The following is an 18,875-nucleotide window of genomic DNA, read 5'->3' on the forward strand; positions in this document are numbered from 1 at the left end:
TCGCGTCGCTCGATTGCTGCTGGGTCATGCGGTCTCTCCGTCGGTGAGGGCTACGGCGGTCTTCGGCTGCCCCGCGGTCCGGACGAACGGGCGCGGCCGGCGCACTCCGCCCGCCGCCGTGACCGCCAGGGCGCCCAGCAGGGCGAGTGCGGCCGCGGGGGCGAGGACGGCCCAGGGGGCGCGTTCGGCGTACGGCTGGTTCTCGGCGAGGAGCAGGCCCCACTCGGGGTCGGGCGGCTGGGCGCCGAGGCCGAGGAAGCCGAGGGAGGTGAGGGCGAGGGCCACGCCGGGCAGCCGGAGGAGGGCGTGGCGGGCGACGGGGGGCAGTAGGGCGGGGAGGAGTTCGCGGCGGAGCAGGTAGGCGTCGCCCGCGCCCAGGCCCTTGGTGGCCGTGATGTGCGTGGTGGCCCGCTCCTGTTCGAGCAGGGCCGTGGTGTGCGCCGCCAGCGGTACCCAGGCGACGGCGGCCACGGCCAGCGCCGGTGTCGCCGCTCCGCTGCCGGCGACTCCGGCGACGAGCAGGCCCGCAAGGACCGCCGGTACGGCGTTGACGGTGTCGACGAGGGGTCCGGAGAAGCGGGGCAGCAGCCCCAGCAGGACGCCCACGAGCAGGGCGGTCGCGCTGATCGCGACGGCGAGGGCGAGCGTGGTGAACGCGCCGTGGCCGATGCGGGCGAGGAGGTCGCGGCCGAGGGCGTCGGTGCCCAACGGGTGGTCCCAGGAAGGGGGTTGGAGCCGGGCGCCGGTGTCCAGGGCGAGCGGATCGCGGGTCAGGCCGAGCGCGACGACCGCCAGCAGGACGGTTCCGTAGAGCAGAGGAGTGCGGCGTGGCACCGGCGGCCTGGGGCGGTGCAGGGAGTGCAGGGCGCCGTCGCGCAGGGCCGGGCCGATGAGGAGGCGGGCGGTGAGGCGGGTGAGGGCTCCGGCGAGGGCGGCCAGCAGGACCAGGGCGAGGGTGCCGGCCTGGAGGGCGGGGAGGTCCTGGGCGAGGGCGGCCTGGAGGGTGGTGCGGCCGAGGCCGGGAATGTCGAAGATCTGCTCGACGGTGACCGCGCCGCCGGTGAGGCCGACCACGAACAGGCCGACGTTCGGGAGCAGTCCGGGTATGCAGCGGCGCACGGCTTGGCGGGCTGTGGCACGCCCCGATATGCCGCGTGCGGCGGCGGCCAGTGCCCAGGGTTCGGCGAAAGCGCCGGGCAGCAGGTCGTCGAGCATCCGGCCGAGCAGCGCTCCGGCGGGCAGGCCGAGCGCGAGGGCGGGCAGCACCATCCACCGCGGCCCGTACCAGCCGAGCGCGGGCAGCCAGCCTAGGTGCACGCCGACCACGACGGCGAGTACGGACGCGGTGAGGAACTCCGGCAGCGCGGCCACCATCGCCGCCGCGCTGCCGCCGCCGCGGCGCTCGTCGAGGCGGCGGCGCGCGCCCAGCCACAGGGTGCGCGAGCACACCGCCGCGGCCGTCAGCGCGGCGACGACGAGCGCGGCCGCCATCAGCAGCAGGGAGACACCGACGGCCTGGACGACGGCCGGGGTGACCTCTGCGCCGGAGATCCACGAACGGCCCGCGTCACCGCGCGCCAGCCCGCCGAACCACTCCCCCAGCAGTTTCATCGGGCCCGCGTCCAGACCGAGTTCGGCGCGGATCGCCGCCAGCACCTCGGGCGTCGGCTCGCGTTCGGCCGAGCGGGCCTTGAGGACCGTGAGCGCCGGGTCGGTGCGCGACAGCCACGGCAGCAGGCCGATGCCGCACAGCAGGCCGGCGGCGAGCAGGGCGCGCCAGAGTGCCCGCCTCAGCGCCGGGTCCCCGTTCCGACCAGAGCGCGCTCGTACGGGTCGAGGATCACGCCCTTCACGGAGGTGCCGACGCCGGTGATGACCCGCTGGTGGACGAGCGGGACGGTCGCGTCCGTGCCGAGGACGGCCGCCTCGGCGTTCATGGCCGCCTGCCGGCGCTCGTCGGTGTCGGACTCCTTCTCGGCCTCGGCCACGGCCTGGTCGACCTTCTTGTCGCACAGCAGCGCGAGGTTGTAGCTGCCGTCGCAGGTGAAGTCGCTGGCGAGGATGGAGACGGGGTCGCCGGTATCGAGCAGGGAGTTGCGAGCGCCGACGAAGGCGTCGAACTTCCCGGCGAGGACGTCGCTCTCCAGCCGCGAGTACTCGCGCACCTCCAGCTTCACCTTGAACCCCGCCTTCTGGAGCTGCTGTTGCAGCACCTGAGCGACCTCGGGCAGCTCGGGCCGGTTGTCGTAGGTGGCGACGGTCACCGAAGTGCCGTCGACGTCGGCGGCCTTCGCGCGCCCGGTCGGCTCGGCCCTCCCCCAGCCTTCGGCCGGGGGGACCCTCATCGCGCTTCGCGCGCCCGCGGCCCAGGTCACGGCGGGCCCGAAGATGCCGACGCCGGGGTCGGCGTACCCCTCGTACACGTCCTTGGCGAGTACGGAGGTGTCGACGGCCTCACGGGCGGCGGCCCGGAGCTTCGGGTCCTTGAAGGCACCGCTCTTGGTGTTGAGGAGGAGGCTGGTGGTGCGGGTGGTGGCCGTCTCGTGACGGGTGCCCTTGTCGAGGGTCGACGCCTGGGCGACGGGGACGGCCTCGGCGATGTCGATCTGGTCGGTGCGCAGGGCGTTGGTGCGGGCGGTGCCGTCGGCTGTGAACCGGGCGTCGATGCCGGAGGCCTGGGCGCGGCCGCCCCAGTAGTCGTCGAAGCGGTCGAGGGTGGCCGCGGTGGTGCCGTTGGCCTTGGTGATCTCGAACGGTCCGGTGGCGGTGCCGACCGGAGTGGGGCGGTCCTTGCCGTAGGCCTTCTCGGACAGAATCGCGAGGCCGGGGCTGGAGAGGCGGAGCGGCAGGGCCGGGTCCGGGTCCTCGGTGGTGACGCGCACCTGGTTGTCGCCGCTCTTCTTCGCGGTGAGCGTGATGCCGGAGAGCGCGGCGGTGACGGGCTCGGCCTCGGTGGCGTGGGTGAGGGCGGCGGCGACCGCGTCCGGGGTGACGTCGGTGCCGTCCTGGAAGGTGGCCTCACGCAAGGTGAAAAGCCAGTTCCGGTCGTTTTCACGGGTCCAGGACTCGGCGAGCGCCGGGGCCGCGGCGCCGTTGGCGTCGAGCTTGGTGAGTCCCTCGGTGACGCCGAGCCGGCTGAGGAGGGTGGCGTCGGCGCCGTACGGGGAGAAGTTCTCGGCGGGCGGGAAGGCGAGGGCGACGCGCAGCCGGGAGCCGTCGGCCGAGTCGCCGCCGGGGCTGTCACCGCCCGAGGCGAAGCAGCCGGTCAGCGCGGGGGCAAGGAGCAGGCCGGCGACGACGCGACGGCGGCGGGGAGAGCGCATGGTCCTTGGTTCTCTGTGGGGAGCAGGTGGGACGGGGAACGGGGCGGGTGCGGAGCCCTACATGACAACCACAGGCGAAGACGTCACGGGCATGGGTATCTCGAAGTGCACGACCCGCTGCCCGCTCTCCTCGCGTTCGTCGCACACCGCCACGCCCTGCGAGCGCCAGAAGTCCTCCGCGCCGGGCACCGCCGGGTCCGTGTGCAGATAGACGCAGCGGTAACCGCCGTCGGCCGCGACGAAGTCCAGCAGCGCGGCGACCATCCGCCGGGCGAGCCCGCGCCGCCGATGCTCGGAGCGCACGTAGATGCGCCGTAGTTGGGCGGTCTCGCCGGACGGGTAACGCTCGGCGAGCCAGCGGGGGTTGGGGGGATGAGCGGGGCCGCGGGAGTCCAGCGCACCGGTGGCCACGACCTCGTCCCGCTCGTCGACCGCCACCAGGAGCGCATGCCGGACGGGAGCCACGTACGCGCTGTGGAGGTCGATGATGTCCCCGTGCCAACGCGGCACGTAACCGGTGCCGAAGTCCCGGTAGACGGTGTCGAGCATCACCGCCCGGGCACTGTCGAGGTCGTCGGGCCCTGCCACCCTGATGCTGTATTCATGCACCTGCACATCATATGCAATAGGGCTGATCGTCATGATCAGGGGTTCGATTCCTCATCCGGTCCCGGGTGGTGGGCGGGTGCGCCCCGACGGCCGGTACTTGCCTGTACACCACCGGCCGCCGTTCGAAACACGCGTGGTCAAGCGGCTTCCGGGTAGTCCCGGGTCATGCGAATGAGCGTGCTGGATGTGGGATCGAACACGGTACGACTCGTGGTGGCGGACGCGGAGGGCGGCGTACCACTGCCGGTGCACACCGCCAAGTGGCGGTTGCGGTTGTCCGAGCAGGTGCCGCCCGGCGGAGATGTCCCCGGCGAGGCCGTACGGAGACTGTCCGAGGCCGTCACGGCGGCGGCGGGCACGGCCGAGCGCTGGGGGGCTTCGACTCCACTGGCGTTCGCGACGGCCGTGGTGCGCTCCGCGCCGAACTGCCGGGAGGTGCTGCGCACCGTGCGCGCCGACACCGGCGTCCGCCTGTGCACGCTGCCCGGCGAGGTGGAGGCGGAGCTCACCTTCCTCGGGGCGCGGCGGTGGATGGGCTGGCGGTCGGGGCCGCTCGCGCTGCTCGACATCGGGGGCGGGTCACTGGAAGTGGCCTTCGGCCGGGGGCGGCTGCCGGACTTCGTGGCGTCGCTGCCGCTGGGCGCGGGTCGGCTCACCCATGAGTTCTTCCACGGCGAGGACCCTCCGTCGCCGGAGAGCGTCAGGGCGCTGCGGCGCAAGGTCCGCCATCAACTCCGGGATGTGGCCGCGCGCATCCGCTGGGAGGGGCCGCGCACCGCCGTGGCGACCTCGCGCACCTTCCAGCAGCTGGCCAGGTTGTGCGGGGCCGCGCCGGGCCGCCACGGCCCGTTCGTGGAGCGGGAGTTGCACCGGTCGGACCTGCGCCGCGCGGCCGAGCGGCTCGCCACGATCCCGGCCGCCGAGCGTTCCGCCCTCCCGGGCATCTCCGCGCCCCGCGCGGCGCAGAGTCTGGCCGGAGCGCTGGTCGGCCACACCACCATGAAGCTGACCGGCCTCAGGACGGTGACCATCTGCCCCTGGGCGATCCGCGAGGGCGTGCTGTTACGGCACATCGAGGACGGCCCGTCCTGGTGGGCGGAGATCACCCACGACGACTGCCCGGCCGCGATCCCGTCCCCGACCCCGGCGGCCACGGCCGGGCCGTCGAGTTCGGCGGGCGCGGTACCGCTCCGCATCGCCACGCCGGCCCGCTGACCGCACGGGGCACAGGATTTCGTCAATGACCATGACGAAAGTTCACCTTTTCGAGTGCCGTAGATCTTGCGAGCGGTGACAGAGGGATGGCCCCGACCATGTCGGGGTAGCTACCGAGTCCGAACGCGCCCTGCCCCTCACCAGGTGGAGCCGCCATGACTCCGGATGCCCATGACCGTGCCGCGGGTCCGCACGAGAGTGCGGCCTCCGCCGGAGCCGGGCTCGCGGCGGTGAACCCGTACGCGCGCAGCCGTCGGGTCGGCCCCTTCACCGTGGTCGAGGTGTCGGGCGAGATCGACATGGCGTCGGCGGGCTTCGTGGCCGAGCATCTGACGGCCGCCACCACCGGACGTGACCGACCGGATGTGCTCGTCGATCTGCGCCGGGTGGCCTTCTTCGACTGTTCGGGCCTGCGCGTGCTGTGCCGGGCCGAGGCCCTCGCCCGGCAGCGCGGCGGTCGGCTGCGTCTCGTCTCCGACCAGCCCCGCATCCACCGGCTACTGCGTGCCGCACGTCTGTTGGGCCGCTTTCCGCCACTCCCGGGACTTCCGCCCACGCCTCCTTCCCCGCAACCGCCAAGTCTCAACTAGCAGTTCGATGAAACGATTGAAGGGCTTGCGGAATCCGAGCCCTACAGAAGTGGAGACGCGCGAAGTGAAGTTCCTTCTCGAAGTCGACCTGGACAGCCCGGACTGGGACGAGGGCACCACTGTCCTGGAGTTGGAACGCATCCTGCGGTACTGGGGCGGCAACCTCCGGCACTGCGAGATCAAACCGGGGGACGGGCAGCCTCTGTACGACTCCGACCATCAGCAGGTCGGGCGCTGGACCGTCACGTCCGAGTGACCGCCTGACTCTCACCTCCGCATGATGCCGGGGGCCGGCCGCAGCCCCACTCTGCCTGGCCGGCCCCCGGACGGGGATCACGTGGCGCACCGCGACAGGGCTCGCACTCCCCAGTTACGGGCCCTCGCTCATCACTCGCGGGTCCGCGCGACCCCGGTCTCGAAACTCTTCGCCAGAAGGCCCAGAAGGCCCAGAAGGCTCAGAAGGCTCAGAAGGCGAAGAGGACCGTCGCGGCGGAGTCCTTCACGCACTCGTTGGCGAAGGTGCGCTCGTACGTGACGCGCTTGCCCTGCCAGACGCCCTGGACGGTGACGACCACCGGGTCGTACTGCTTGCTGCACATCGCCCCGACCCTGCCGGTCAGGGCGTCGAAGTCACCGCCGCTCACCCGGAGTTCGGCGCAGGCCTCGGCGGCGGCCGGATGCGTGCCGGACGACTTCGGCACACAGGTCAAAGTGACCGCGCGCTCGGGGGTCACGGCAGCGGCCGTCTCACCGTGGCCCGTGGTCAGGACCAGGGCGGACGGGGCGTAGAGCCCGGCCGCACCGGGCTCGGGGGCGGCGAGCGCGGAGCCCGCGAAGGGGCCGCAGACGGCGGTGGCCGTCAGGGTGAGAGTCGCTGCCCATCGCGCGGTGTTCGGCATTGTGTGCATCCTTCCGCTCTGCTGGAGTACCGGACGCCTCGCCACAGCTGTCTTGTGCACGAAGCGTGTCCGTTCGGTGCCGGATCGGCGAACGTGAGTCTGCCGGGTACGACGCGGGAACACACATCCGACCCACAGGTTTCAGTAACTTTGAGTATTGAATCAGTGGCGTGAAGTCACAGAACTCGAACACGCGAGGCCCGAATCTGCGCGGTTCTTGATCGTCTGACGACCGCGGATGGCCGAATCGCCATGGCTGAGCAATCGGCCTGAAACATTCCGCCAAGGCGGCGACGAGCCACTGTCAGAGCCGTCCACTACGTTGCGGGCATGACTCACTTCGTATTGGTGGCAGGGGCCCGGCTGGGTGCGTGGGCGTGGGACGAGGTGGCCGCCGACCTGCGGGAGTTCGGCCACGACGTTCATCCGCTCACGCTGTCCGGGCTCGCCGAGAAGCAGGGCGTACCGGCCGGGCAGCAGACACACGTCAAGGACATCGTCGAGGAGGTGGAGCGCCGTGAGCTGCGAGACGTCGTCCTGGTCGGGCACAGCTACTCGGGCGTGCCCGTGGGCCAGGCCGCCGAGCGGATCGGCGACCGGCTGAGACATGTGGTGTTCGTCGACGCGAACGTCCCGGTCGACGGGGAGACGTTTCTCTCGGGCTGGCCGAGCGACGAGGTGAGGCAGTCGATAGCCGATAACGGCGGGTTCTGGCCGATCGTCGGCGCACCCTACTACGCGGGCCAGGGACTCACCGACGAACAGATCGACCGCATCGTCACCGGATCGACGGCCCACCCGGGTGCCACGCTCACCGAACCCGCCGTCCTCGCACGCCCCATCGGCGAGCTCCCGGCGACGTACATCAAGTGCCTCCTGGACGGCGACGAGTTCCTGCCCGCCGTGGCCGAAGCCCTGAAGAGCGACCGCTGGCGGCTGGTCGAGATGAACACCGGGCACTGGCCGATGTTCTCGCGACCGCGCGAACTGGCCGGGATCCTGCACGAATCGATCGCCGAAAGCTGAGCCTCGGCCCCTCCGGCGAGTGCGGCACGCTGGACGGGACCGTCCGCACTCGCCAGGATCGTCGGCGACGCGAGCATTCCCGACGCGACGCGTTCTCGACGGCGAGGGGCGGTACGGACGGATGGCCAAGCACTGGGCTGACTTCCAGTACGAGATCTACCTGGGCGGGACGGCCGGGGCCGTGCCCCGGCTGCCCACCGACCTGACCCGGCTGGAGGAACTGGCCGAGCACAGGCTCGGTGCCGGTCCGGTCGGTTATGTGGCGGGCGGCGCGGGCGACGGCGGCACCGCCCGCGCCAACCGGGCCGCCCTGGAGCGCCACCGGATCGTGCCCCGGCTGCTGCGGGACGTCACCGAACGCGACCTGTCCGTCGAGGTGTTGGGCCGCGCCCTGCCCGCGCCGCTGGCCCTCGCTCCGGTCGGCGTCCTGTCGATCGTGCACCCGGACGCGGAGCCCGCGGCCGCCCGTGCCGCCGCCGCGCAGGGCGTGCCGTACATCCTGTCCTCGGCGTCCAGCACGCCCATGGAGCAGGTCGCGGAGGTGATGGGCGACGCGGAACGCTGGTTCCAGCTGTACTGGGCCAAGGACCGCGAGGTCACCCGGAGCTTCCTGAACCGGGCCAGGACCGCCGGGTACACGGTGCTCGTCGTCACGCTCGACACGCCGATGCTCGGCTGGCGGCCCCGCGATCTGGAGCGGGCGTATCTGCCGTTCCTGCACGGTGTGGGCACCGCCAACTACTTCTCCGACCCGGCGTTCCAGGCGGGCCTCGCCAAGCCGGTCCACGAGGATCCCGACGCGGCCGTCATGCACTTCGCGGGCATGTTCGGGGACCCCGGGAAGACATGGCCCGACCTGGCGTTCCTGCGTGAGCAGTGGGACGGGCCCATCGTCCTCAAGGGTGTTCTGCATCCCGACGACGCCCGTCTCGCCGCCGACGCCGGGATGGACGGGGTGCTGGTGTCCAACCACGGCGGCCGTCAGGTGGCCGGCTGTGTGGCCGCCGCCGACGCGCTGCCGCGCGTCGCCGAGGCGGTCGGCGAACGGCTGACCGTCCTCTTCGACAGCGGCGTCCGGACCGGCGACGACATCTTCAAAGCCCTCGCGCTCGGCGCCCGGGCCGTGCTCGTCGGCCGACCCTATGCGTACGGTCTCGCGCTCGACGGCCAGGCGGGTGTGGAGCACGTCATCCGTTGCCTGCTGGCCGAGTTGGACCTCACCCTCGCCCTGTCCGGGCACCGCGGCCCCGGCACGATCGGTCCCGACAGCCTCGACGGTGGAGCGGCGTGAGGCCCCGCCGGCCTCACCCACCGCCCTACAGGTCGATCTCCGAAAGAACGTCGGCGAGTCGGAGCGTCACCAGTGGCGCGAGGGAGTCCGGCCCGGATGCGGCACCGGAACCGCGCTCGGGCTCCGCGCCGGCGCCGTCGCCTATCGACATGATCGAGCCGTCCTGTTCCGCCTCCGACGAGCCGTCCGACCCAGAACCATCCGAGTCGCCCGAGCCGCCCGAATCATCAGAGCCGTCCGAATCGCCCGTTTCCCTCGCATCCGGCGACGGCGAGGCCTCGCCCGCGTCCGGCTCCTCGGTGACCCGCTCGGTCTCGGTGCCGGGGGCCCCGGAACCCGAGACGGACAGCGACTCGGGGCTGGCCGCCACGCCGTCGGTGAGCCAGCGCTGTGCGCCGGAGTTGTCCCGGCCCTTCACCACGACATCGGCCTCGGTGTCCGCCTCGATGGGCGCGACGGCGAGCCCCTCGCTCCACCGGGGCAGCAACTCGCCCTGGACGGTGAAGTCGTAGCGCACGTCGTCGCCGCGCTTGGAGTCCTCGTCGGCGCAGGCACCGAGGACGACGACACCGGCGTCGACCTGGGAGTCCAGGCACAGTTCGGGGTTGGCGACACTGCGCAGCAGGCCGTCCTCCTCGTACGACCACTTCTGGGTCCAGTCGGAGGAGCACACCGCCAGCTCCGTCGAGGCGCCCTTCTCGGCCTCGCCGCCCTGGATGTCGAGGCACAGGTCGGCTGCCTGGTTGCGCAGCCGGGTCTGCTGGGGTGCCGTGGGACGTCCGGCCATGGCGGGCGGGGTCGGCGAGACGGTGGAGGTGTTGTCGCCGCCGGTGTCGGGCGCGGTGGCGACACCGCCGGACGCGCTCGTGGAGGCGGCGGGGTCGGCACCGCTGCCGTCGTCCGAGAGCAGGGCCGCACCGAGGACGGCGGCGAGCAGGGCGCCGGAGCTGACGCCGACCGTGAGCAGCGCCCTGGGCTTGCGCGTTCCGGACATGATCCGGCGGCGCTGGGCGGGAATCTGGGAGAGCAGACGGTGGCGTCCGCCGCTTCCCGGACGTCTTGAGCTGCCCTTGTACGGCATACGGCCGGGCCGGGAGTCGAGATAGCGCCGGGCGCCCCAGCCGAGCACGGCCTCGGCGATGACGCCGCCCAGCCCGCCCTCGAAATGGCTGAGTTGCTCGGCGGCGTAACGGCAGTAACGGCACTCCAGCAGATGCTGCTGGACATCGGGCAGCAGGGCGCCGCCCCGGCGAATCGGCACGTCGAGGAGCCGGTTGTAGAAGCGGCAATCCTTGGAGGGTGCGAGTTCGCGGTGGGCGCGGACGCAGCCCTCACGGAATTTGTCGCGCGCCTGTTCCAGGGTGGCCACCGCGCTGTCGGCGTCCAGACCCAGCAGACCAATGGGTATGGTTATCGTTTCGGCTTCCACCTCGGTGTGCCAGAGCAGGCACTGGGAGACGGCCGGGAGCGCCTGGAAAGAACGCTCGATGAGCTTGCGATTTTCCGGCGTCATGGACTTCGCCGCCCGCATACCGCGCCCTCCGGCGGGTTTCTTCAAGTCGGGCAGCACACCGGATATACGGTCTTCCGCGGACCAGTCCTTGACGGTGTCCCGTGCGGTAACGAGCAGCCGGGGCCGCAGGGCGACGCCCGATTCGCCCCGCATCAGCCCGTCCAGCACCCGGTGGAACGCGGTGGCGGTGACCATCGAGGCGACGCCCGACGCGGAGGCGAGGCAGATGACCGCGTAGTCGTACGTCGGCTGCCAGTGCCGTGCCATCAACAGGGCGACAGGGTCGCCGGTTCCGCCTTCCGGCCAGCCTCTCAGCCGGGCGGCGAGAGTCTCGTCCGACTCCCCGGGTACCGGTCCGGGAGCGGGAGCGTAAGTCGGGCGGGGAGGGTGGGGGGTGTGCACAGAGCGGGTTTCCTTCCAAGGCACAAGATGGCACACGGAGTTGGCCGCCGAAAAGGGCCCTGGATTGGTGCGTACCTTTTTGGCGGGCGCCGGGAAAGCGGCCGGGGACCGAGCCGCACGATGACCATCGACCTTGAGCCTTTTGGGCCCTTCGGCGACCCGAAAGCCAACTGGCCTTTCGAGTCGGGCCATTGCCCCTTGCGCAGGATGTTCACCCTTGCACAAGTTACTCGTGGCTAACAAGGCACTTGGGCAACATCCGTATCACCATTAGCAGGTCAGATGACCGGAATCAGGCCCTCCGATGTACCGGACGGCGCCTTCCGGATCTTCTGGCATTCAAGGTTTCAAGCAGTCTCAAGCGCCCCGTGTGAACCGTGCGCACACCCCGGTGGCCCGCGCACGCTCCCGGCGCACAGGCGTTCGCTGTTCACTGAAAACGGCCCGCTCGAAAGGCCCCGCGCGGAACGGCGGCTCTCCCGCGCGAAACGGGCCGCCGACCTTGATCCTCCCGCCCTCGGTCGGCGGCCCCGGGCGGGCCCTTCAGATCTGCCAGGACCGCAGTCGGTCCGCCGCTCCGTACACATCCGTCTTCCCGGAGATGAGATCGCGCGCGAGGTCGACCAGGGCCCCGTACGGAGGATTGATACCGACACCGCTGACGAACATGTATGCGACGGCCGTCGCACACGCGAAGCGCACATTGGCCGCCGGCAGGGGCTTGAGCAGCGCCAGGGTGTGCAGCAGCGCGGCGGCCCGCCAGGCCGGGTCGGAGTCGACGCCGAGGCGAGGCGGGTCGACACGGTGCCGGGCCACGGCGGCGACCAGGGCGGAGAAGTCGTTGATCGTGGGCTGCTCGGGCAGGACCTCTTCGTGTCGCTGGAGCAGCCAGGGCACGTCGATATGGATGACGGAAGCCATCGGTCAGACGGCCCGTCCTTCCACCTTGGCGGCGGGTTCGTCGTCCGGGAAGGCGGCGGCGAACTCGTCGGCGTGCGTGGTGAAGAACTTCCGGAAGGCCTCGGCGCCCTCCTTCAGCGCCCGGTGCCGCACTATGTCGGCCGCGGCCGCCTCGCGCACGAGCGCCTTCATCGACGTACCGCGCTCCTTGGCTATCTGCCGCAGGTCCTCTAGCTCGCGGTCGCTGAACTCCACATTCAGAGCTGGCATGCACCAACGGTACCGCGCGGGTACTTACCCGTAAATATTCGCAGGTCAAAGGCGATGCAAAGCGGTACCGAAAAGGTGCGGCCGACGCCCCGAAGACGTCGGCCGCACGGAAACGCGCTCAGGTGTCCAGGCGCTCAGGTCTGATCCGCCACGAACGACGCCATCCGGGCCAGCGCCGCGTTCCAGTTGATCGCGTGTTCGTTCGTCGACCAGGACTGGATGTCGTCGATGTAGCAGAACTGACCGACGCAGCCCTGGAGTTTGCTCTGTGCGAAGGGGTCCTGGATGCTCGAGTTGGGGCCTCCGGCGAGGGTGCCGGCGGGCGGGTTCGGCAGGGCGGGGTCGAGTTGGCGGGCATACCAGCGGCTGTGCTGGTTGCGGGCGTCGACGTCGCCGTAGCCGGTGACGTAGGAGATGTTCAGGGCGTTGCGGCCGAAGAGGTAGTCCATGCTCTGCAGCGCGCCCTCGCGGTACTTGGACGCGCCGGTGATGTCGTACGCCGTGGCGATGACGACCGCGTTGTTGAGGATCTGGTGGTTGGAGCCCCAGTCGTAGACATTGCGGTCGGGCGCGTACGGCATGCCGTACGGGTGTGCCCTCAGGGTGTCCAGGTAGCGGTCGGCGCCCTTGATCACGGACTGGCGGACCTTGTCGCGGCCGGGCAGCTTGTTCGGGACGGTCGCGAGGTCGAGCCGGCCCGCGGCGGCCGTCCTGGACCAGTCGAAGCCGAGGGGGCCGAAGATGTCGGCGGTGTGCACCGGGGAGCCGAGGACGAAGTCGGCGAACTTCTGCTCCCCCGTCGTGAGGTAGAGCTGGGCTGCCGCCCAGTAGAACTCGTCGGTGACGTTGGTGTCGGAGTAGGTGCCGCCGCCGATGCCGTCGCTCTCGGAGGCGTACCTCGCGGGGTGTTCGAGGGCCGCCGCCCAGGCCGTCCGTGCCGCGCCGAGGGTCTTCGCGGCGAAGGCGCGGTCGTACGGGCGGTACAGGCGGGCCGCCTGGGCCGCGGTGGCGGCCAGGTTGAGGGTGGCCGCGGTGCTCGGCGGGTGCAGTTCCCGTTTCTGCGGGTCGTCGCTCGGCATCAGGGGCAGGCCGGTCCACTGCTCGTCGTGGATCTTGTGGTGGGCCATACCGGCGAGCGGCTGCCCGTCCGGGACCTGCATCTTCAGCAGGAACTCCAGTTGCCAGCGGACCTCGTCCAGCAGGTCGGGCACCTTGTTGCCGCTCTCGGGGATGTTCAGAGAGCCGTCGCCGAGCTTCTTGGACTCCCCCGTGCGGGCGTGCAGGGCGCGCTCGTAGGTGCTCAGCACCTCCCAGGTGGAGATACCGCCGTTGACGACGTACTTGCCGTGGTCGCCGGCGTCGTACCAGCCGCCGGTGACGTCGAGGGTGTAGTCGCAGACGCCGGGCTGGCAGGGCACGTTCCCGTCACCCCGGTTGGGTGCGACATCGATGTGACCTGCGGCGCGGCCGTATCCGGGGCGCAGTTCGCCGCTGATCGGGGTGCCGCTGCGCTGCGTGTAGTAGTACTTCAACGAGTCGAGCCGGAGCCGTTCGTAGGCGCCCGGGTCGATGTCGAACGGGCGGCTGGTCTCCCCGTCGGCGACCAGCGTGAAGCCGGTACCGCGCTTCCTGTACGAGCCGAAGTCGATCGAATGGACGTTCTGCCCGGAGGAGGCGTCCACGCCGCGCGGGGTGGTCCGGCCCTGGGCGACCACGGCGCCCGAGCCGTTCTTCAGCTGCCAGGGCAGTTTCCCGGTGGCCTTGGTGACCAGGGTGGCGTTCTTCGGCCCGGCGGGCAGATAGGCGACCTGGTTGACGCGCACCCGGGGCCCGGTGTCGGGCTCGTAGACCTCCGGCGGCACCCCTCCCAGCAGCGACACATCGTCCATGCAGAACGTGAACGGGGCGGCGTTGCCGCCGAGCTGGAAGCCCACCTGACCCTGGGCGGTGTCTACGGGCGAGGTGAAGGTGTAGGAGTACGAGTCGCCCGAGACGTTCAGCTGGGGGCTCACCTCGAAGTAGGTGTCGTACGGCGCCACCGACAGGCCGACGATCGCCCGGAGGATGTTGCCCTGGGGCACGCCGGACGCGGTGAAGCTGAAACGGTACGACTCGCCCTTGACGAGGGTGATGTCGTTCTGGCCGATCGCGGCGTCCCAGCGGTTGGCCGTGCCGCCGGGGATGTCGGCACAGAGGCGGCCGTCGGCCAGGCCGCCGGTGACATTGCTCGTCGTCCACCAGGGCGCGGTGGTGCTGTCGAAAGTGCCGTTCTTGACCTGTTCGACCTCCTCGGCCTGGGCCGAGCCGGTGGGCAGCGCGGTGAGCGCGGCCGCGAGGAGGGCGGTTGTGGCGAGCAGGGTGGTTCCGCGTCGTTTCACGTCTGTCTCCTCGGGGGGAGGTGGGCGCACAGCGGTAGCGGTGGTGCCAACGGCGTGGGAGCGCTCCCAGATGCGGACGTTGGCCATGCTGTTCGAGACCTGACGGTCCGTCAACTGTCCGGACAGGACATGTTGTCCGTCCGGACCGAAGCGGCCGCTCGGCAGTCGGACCGCTGGCGTTGCGCCACATGTGTTCAGACTGCGAGGACGTCCAACCTGCTGATCCGCACCGCGCCGCGCGCCTCACCCGGATGGCGGCTCGTCATCGTGAGCCGGACCCGGGTGCCGCGCACCGGGGCGAACGTGATCACCGTGGGGGTGTCGGAGGCCGTGGCCCAGTCGATCTTCGCGCCCTCGGCGGGGACGTACCGTTTGCCGTCCCACACCTCGACCTCGACGGTCTCGGGAAGCGTGTGACCCGCGTCGACGGTGAAGGAGACCTCGACCCGGTCGACCGTGCCGGGCCGCCCCCAGTCGACCGACACCCAGTCCTCGGGCCGCGGCCCGCTGAACGCGGGCAACAGGGCCGTGGCCGCCTTGAGGAAACCGTTGGACCAGCCGGTGGCGGGGTCACCGTCGAGCATGGCGGCGGGGAGGGTGTCGGGGCGCCCCGAGTAACTGGCGTCCGCGAAGGGGTTGTCAGCTGCTCGCCGGGGAGCGTGAACGAGGACGGTTTGACACGATCGTGTGATGGTCGGCTTCTGTGCTTGCGGTGTCCTGGGCTGTTCGGGCCACGGTGACCGTGCGATCTGGGACGCCGGGTACGGCGCCAGTGTGCGGGGCCCCCGCTCCACCGGAGTGATGGTTCGGGGCCTCCCCGTCGCCTCTGGCCGTACCCACCTGGCCAGGTCGCGTAGGGCAGCGTTCATCAGCGGCCTCCGGCCGCGGGGGCCTCCCGGGCCCGGACCACGGACAGGATCCGTGTCGCCGCCCCGGGGTCGAGTACGCCGGGGACCAGTACGCCCAAGACCGTTCGGGGCGCGCGGCTGATCGGACTCACTCCCACTCAGTCCAAAGGAACGGTGGGTGACCGCTTCCGAGTGGTCGGGGCGAACTCGGCGGCCAGGGTGGACGCCTGCGAGCGGGCCGGGGTGACGCGCACGATCGTCTTCCCGGCGCGCATGCCTTCCACCCGTGCCGTCATCTTCAGGTCGTGCGGCGCACCGGCCGTACGCAGGACGTCGGTGGCGACGACCCTGCCGCCGCTTCGTGCCACCGCCTTCAACTCGCCCGGCGCGTACGGCACCTTCCAGGTGAGGTGGAGCTTGGCCGCGCTGCCGTTGGGGCTGGTGTAGCTGCCGGGGTAGGGGCCGTCGGTGAAGGTCTTGTCGTCGCCGGTCGCCTCGGTGGTCTCCGGCGAGGGCGGATTGTGCGAGGTGCGGAAGGCGTTGACACCCATCGACTTCCTGATCGTCATCTGTCTGCGGATGGCGTCGGCGTTCACGGCGGCGCCGAGCGCGCCCAGGTCGTGGTGGAGGTCGACACTCTTGATCTTGTGATAGGCGCCGTTGAGGGGGAAGCCCTCGTCAGGGTCGAAGCGGAAGGCGCGGATGCCGAAGGTGGTGCGACAGATGTCGGTCGTGCTGCCGCCGACGCGCAGCTCGGTTCTGAGGGTGTAGCGGTGCGGGCCGATAAGTCCCACAACTTCGGGTCGGCAACGGTCAGTTCGTGGGTCTCGGCCGCCGTGTCGGTGACGGCCACCGTGGAGGACGTGCGGGCGACGGTACGGCCACGGGGGTCGACGACACGCGAGGCGACCTCGACGTCCGTGGCACTGCCTGAGGCGTTCACCCACGGAGGTCCACACCCGGACGACGGCGCGCTCCTCGGTGATGTCCGGCGTGGTGACGTACGTGCCCCAGCGGGCCACATGCACGGGCTCGGTGACGACCAGGCGTGCCTCGCGGTAGATGCCGCCGGCGAACACGGGGAGGGCGAAGCCCGCGGGGATGCGGTTTCCGGTCCGCTTTCCCGGCGGAGCACCTAGGCTTGAATTCACCCGTAAACCCGTTCGGTCCGGCTGAATGGAACTCGCGACGATGAGGAGCCGCAAGGTAACGCACGGTGATGCACCTGCGTATGCCCTGGACGGTGCCGCCACGGCGCGGGCGGTCATGGACGGCGACGGCACGGTCGTCGAGTGGAACGAGGGGGCGACACGGCTGCTGGGCTGGCCCGCCGGGGAGGTCGTCGGGCATCCGGCCAAGGAGTTGCTGGCCCCGGGGGCCTCTTTCATGCCGCCGCCATCGGGCAGCCTCAGCTGGAGCGGGACGCTCGCGCTGCGTCACCGCGACGGCCGTACGGTGTCGGCGTGGCTGCTCGCCCATCACCGGGGGCCGAAGGACGGCGACGGCAGCGGCGGCTGGCTCATTCTTTGCCCGCTCGACGATCCCGGGCCCCTGGTACGGGACGATCCGCTGGCGGCGGCTGTCATGGTCCAGTCGCCGTGCGCCATGGCGGTCTTCGACGACCGGCTCCGGCTGCGCGGGATCAACGCCGTGATGGAGGACGCCGTCGGCATGCCGGAGGAGAACCTCCGAGGGCTGCACATGTCCGAGATCGTGGGCGGACGGCAGGGCGCGAAGCTGGAGCAGCATCTGCGCGAGGTGCTCACCCTGGGCCGGCGCAAGGACGTGCAGACCTTTCTGCGGGCCGCCGACGAGAACAGGGCCCACGCCTGGTCCGCGGCGATCGCCCCGCTCACCGACGACGCCGGAGTGCCGATCGGGGTCTGTGTCACCGGGCACGACATCACCGAGCAGTACCTGGCCCGCCAGCGGCTGCAGTTGGTGAACGAGGCGAGCATCCGCATCGGCACCACCCTCGACGTCGGACGCACCGCCCAGGAACTGGCCGACGTCTGCGTGCCCGCCCTCGCCGACTTCGTCAGCGTCGACCTCATGGAGGCCCTCGACCACGGCGACGAACCGCACGAGGGCCCGCTCTCGGCACCGTTCACCCTGCGCCGTGCCGCCCACCAGTCGATCAACCCGGGGTGCCCCGAGGCCGTGGTCGAGCTGGGCCGGACCGATGTCTACCCGGTCGGCTCACCGCAGGCGGCCTCCCTGACGGTCGGGCACACGATCGTGGCGACGGACCCGGCCAACACGCTCGCGGACTGGCTCGCCTGGGACCCGCTGCGCAGCGCGCGGGCCAAGGAACTGGGCGTCCACACGACCATGTCGGTGCCGATCCGGGCCCGGGGCACGACGCTCGGGGTGGCCGTCCTGACCCGTTTCAAACGGGTCGACCCGTTCACCTCGGACGACGAGCTGCTGGCCGAGGAGGTCACGGCCCGTGCCGCCGTCTGTATCGACAACGCCCGCTGCTACTCGCGCGAACGCGAGACCGCCCTCGCCCTCCAGCGCAGCCTCCTCCCGCAGACCCTCCCCCACATGCCCGCCCTGGAGGCGGCCTCGCGTTACCTCCCGGCGGCGCAGGCCGGGGTGGGCGGCGACTGGTTCGACGTGATCCCGCTCTCCGGGATGCGGGTCGCCATGGTCGTCGGCGATGTCGTCGGGCACGGCGTCCAGGCCTCCGCGACCATGGGGCGCCTGCGCACCGCCGTCCGCACCCTCGCCGACGTCGACCTGGCCCCGGACGAGCTCCTGACCCACCTCGACGACCTCGTCGTACGGCTCTCGGCGGAGGCCGGCAGCGAGGGCGTGACCGGTGAGGTGGGCGCCACCTGCCTGTACGCCGTGTACGACCCGGTGACCCGCCGCTGCACCTTCGCCCGCGCCGGGCATCCGCCGCCGGTCGTGCTGGACCCGGACCGCCGGCCGATGAAGGTGTATGTGCCCTCGGGACAGCCCCTGGGCCTGGGCGGGCTGCCCTTCGAATCCGCCGAGCTCGAACTGGCCGAGGGCACCGTCATCGCCCTGTACACCGACGGGCTGATCGAGACCCGGGACCGGGACATCGACGCCGGTCAGGAGCTGCTGGCCAGGGCCCTGTCCGGCCGCAAGGGCTCACTGGACGACATCTGCCAGGAGGTCGTCCACTGCCTGCTGCCCGCGAACGGCGCCCCCGACGACGTGGCGCTGCTCCTCGCCCGTACCCGTGGGCTCGAGGCCGCGCAGGTGGCGACCTGGGCGATACCGGCCGACCCGGCGTTCGTCGCCCGCACCCGCCAGTATGTGCTCACGCAGATGGCGCTGTGGGGCATCAGCGAGGCCGCGTTCACGGCGGAGCTGGTGGTCAGCGAGCTGGTCACCAACGCGATCCGGCACGCCGCCCCGCCGATCCAGCTGCGGCTGATCCACGACGGCACCACGCTGATCTGTGAGGTCTCGGACGGCAGCGGCACCGCCCCGCATCTGCGCCGGGCCAAGACCTTAGACGAGGGCGGGCGCGGGCTGCTGCTGGTGGCCCAGCTGACCCAGCGGTGGGGCAGCAGGCACACGGAGGACGGCAAGACGATCTGGGCGGAGCTGACTTTGTCGGAGGAGTGAGACGG

14 protein-coding genes and 1 pseudogene are annotated in these 18,875 nt (G+C 71.3%); 6 read left to right on the forward strand and 9 right to left on the reverse strand.

The features are described from left to right. Window positions 1–24 precede the first annotated feature (24 nt). The 3 genes from CES90_RS00625 to CES90_RS00635 form a co-directional block, all read right to left on the reverse strand. Entirely contained in the window at window positions 25–1,491 is a 1,467-nt protein-coding gene (locus CES90_RS00625; protein ID WP_189782159.1) for an ABC transporter permease subunit, read from the reverse strand. A gap of 299 nt (window positions 1,492–1,790) precedes the next feature. Continuing rightward, complete coding sequence (locus tag CES90_RS00630; RefSeq protein ID WP_189782044.1) at window positions 1,791–3,323, reverse strand: ABC transporter substrate-binding protein; 1,533 nt, start codon at window positions 3,321–3,323, stop codon at window positions 1,791–1,793. Window positions 3,324–3,380: 57 nt separating this feature from the next. Continuing rightward, entirely contained in the window at window positions 3,381–3,932 is a 552-nt protein-coding gene (locus tag CES90_RS00635) for a GNAT family N-acetyltransferase (RefSeq protein ID WP_189782043.1), read from the reverse strand. Between the two features lie 165 nt (window positions 3,933–4,097). Between CES90_RS00635 and CES90_RS00640 the strand changes: the two genes are divergently transcribed. From CES90_RS00640 to CES90_RS00650, 3 genes are all read left to right on the forward strand, one after another. Then, entirely contained in the window at window positions 4,098–5,147 is a 1,050-nt protein-coding gene (locus CES90_RS00640) for a Ppx/GppA phosphatase family protein (RefSeq protein WP_189782042.1), read from the forward strand. Between the two features lie 155 nt (window positions 5,148–5,302). Continuing rightward, window positions 5,303–5,737, forward strand: coding sequence for an STAS domain-containing protein (locus CES90_RS00645; protein WP_189782041.1), 435 nt, complete (start codon window positions 5,303–5,305; stop codon window positions 5,735–5,737). Window positions 5,738–5,801: 64 nt separating this feature from the next. Beyond that, window positions 5,802–5,993, forward strand: coding sequence for a hypothetical protein (locus tag CES90_RS00650; protein ID WP_189782040.1), 192 nt, complete (start codon window positions 5,802–5,804; stop codon window positions 5,991–5,993). A 208-nt stretch (window positions 5,994–6,201) separates the two neighbouring features. Here CES90_RS00650 and CES90_RS00655 read toward each other — a convergent pair whose 3' ends face one another. Next, window positions 6,202–6,636 (reverse strand): protease inhibitor, encoded by a 435-nt coding sequence (locus CES90_RS00655; protein WP_189782039.1) that lies wholly within the window; start codon window positions 6,634–6,636, stop codon window positions 6,202–6,204. Between the two features lie 330 nt (window positions 6,637–6,966). On the opposite strand from CES90_RS00655, the gene CES90_RS00660 reads away from it, so the two are divergent. After that, the gene (locus CES90_RS00660; protein WP_189782038.1) at window positions 6,967–7,662 is read left to right on the forward strand and encodes an alpha/beta fold hydrolase; all 696 of its coding nucleotides are present in this window, start codon (window positions 6,967–6,969) and stop codon (window positions 7,660–7,662) included. A 121-nt stretch (window positions 7,663–7,783) separates the two neighbouring features. After that, complete coding sequence (locus CES90_RS00665) at window positions 7,784–8,953, forward strand: alpha-hydroxy-acid oxidizing protein (protein ID WP_189782037.1); 1,170 nt, start codon at window positions 7,784–7,786, stop codon at window positions 8,951–8,953. Between the two features lie 25 nt (window positions 8,954–8,978). Here the strand turns inward: CES90_RS00665 and CES90_RS00670 are convergent, their stop codons facing one another. From CES90_RS00670 to CES90_RS51855, 5 genes and pseudogenes are all read right to left on the reverse strand, one after another. Further along, window positions 8,979–10,868 (reverse strand): RICIN domain-containing protein, encoded by a 1,890-nt coding sequence (locus tag CES90_RS00670; RefSeq protein ID WP_189782036.1) that lies wholly within the window; start codon window positions 10,866–10,868, stop codon window positions 8,979–8,981. A gap of 543 nt (window positions 10,869–11,411) precedes the next feature. Continuing rightward, on the reverse strand, window positions 11,412–11,789 hold the full coding sequence (locus tag CES90_RS00675; RefSeq protein ID WP_189782035.1) for a toxin Doc: 378 nt from the start codon (window positions 11,787–11,789) through the stop codon (window positions 11,412–11,414). A 3-nt stretch (window positions 11,790–11,792) separates the two neighbouring features. After that, entirely contained in the window at window positions 11,793–12,038 is a 246-nt protein-coding gene (locus CES90_RS00680; RefSeq protein ID WP_189782034.1) for a hypothetical protein, read from the reverse strand. Between the two features lie 134 nt (window positions 12,039–12,172). After that, window positions 12,173–14,416: a glycoside hydrolase family 9 protein gene (locus tag CES90_RS00685; protein ID WP_189782033.1), complete on the reverse strand. Its 2,244-nt coding sequence runs from the start codon at window positions 14,414–14,416 to the stop codon at window positions 12,173–12,175. Between the two features lie 221 nt (window positions 14,417–14,637). Beyond that, window positions 14,638–16,331: pseudogene (locus CES90_RS51855) on the reverse strand (discoidin domain-containing protein); the annotation flags it as partial. A 124-nt stretch (window positions 16,332–16,455) separates the two neighbouring features. Here CES90_RS51855 and CES90_RS00700 point away from each other — a divergent pair. Then, window positions 16,456–18,870: a SpoIIE family protein phosphatase gene (locus tag CES90_RS00700; protein WP_189782032.1), complete on the forward strand. Its 2,415-nt coding sequence runs from the start codon at window positions 16,456–16,458 to the stop codon at window positions 18,868–18,870. The last annotated feature ends 5 nt before the right edge of the window (window positions 18,871–18,875 follow it).

It is taken from the genome of Streptomyces capitiformicae, assembly GCF_002214185.1.
Lineage (GTDB): Bacteria > Actinomycetota > Actinomycetes > Streptomycetales > Streptomycetaceae > Streptomyces > Streptomyces capitiformicae.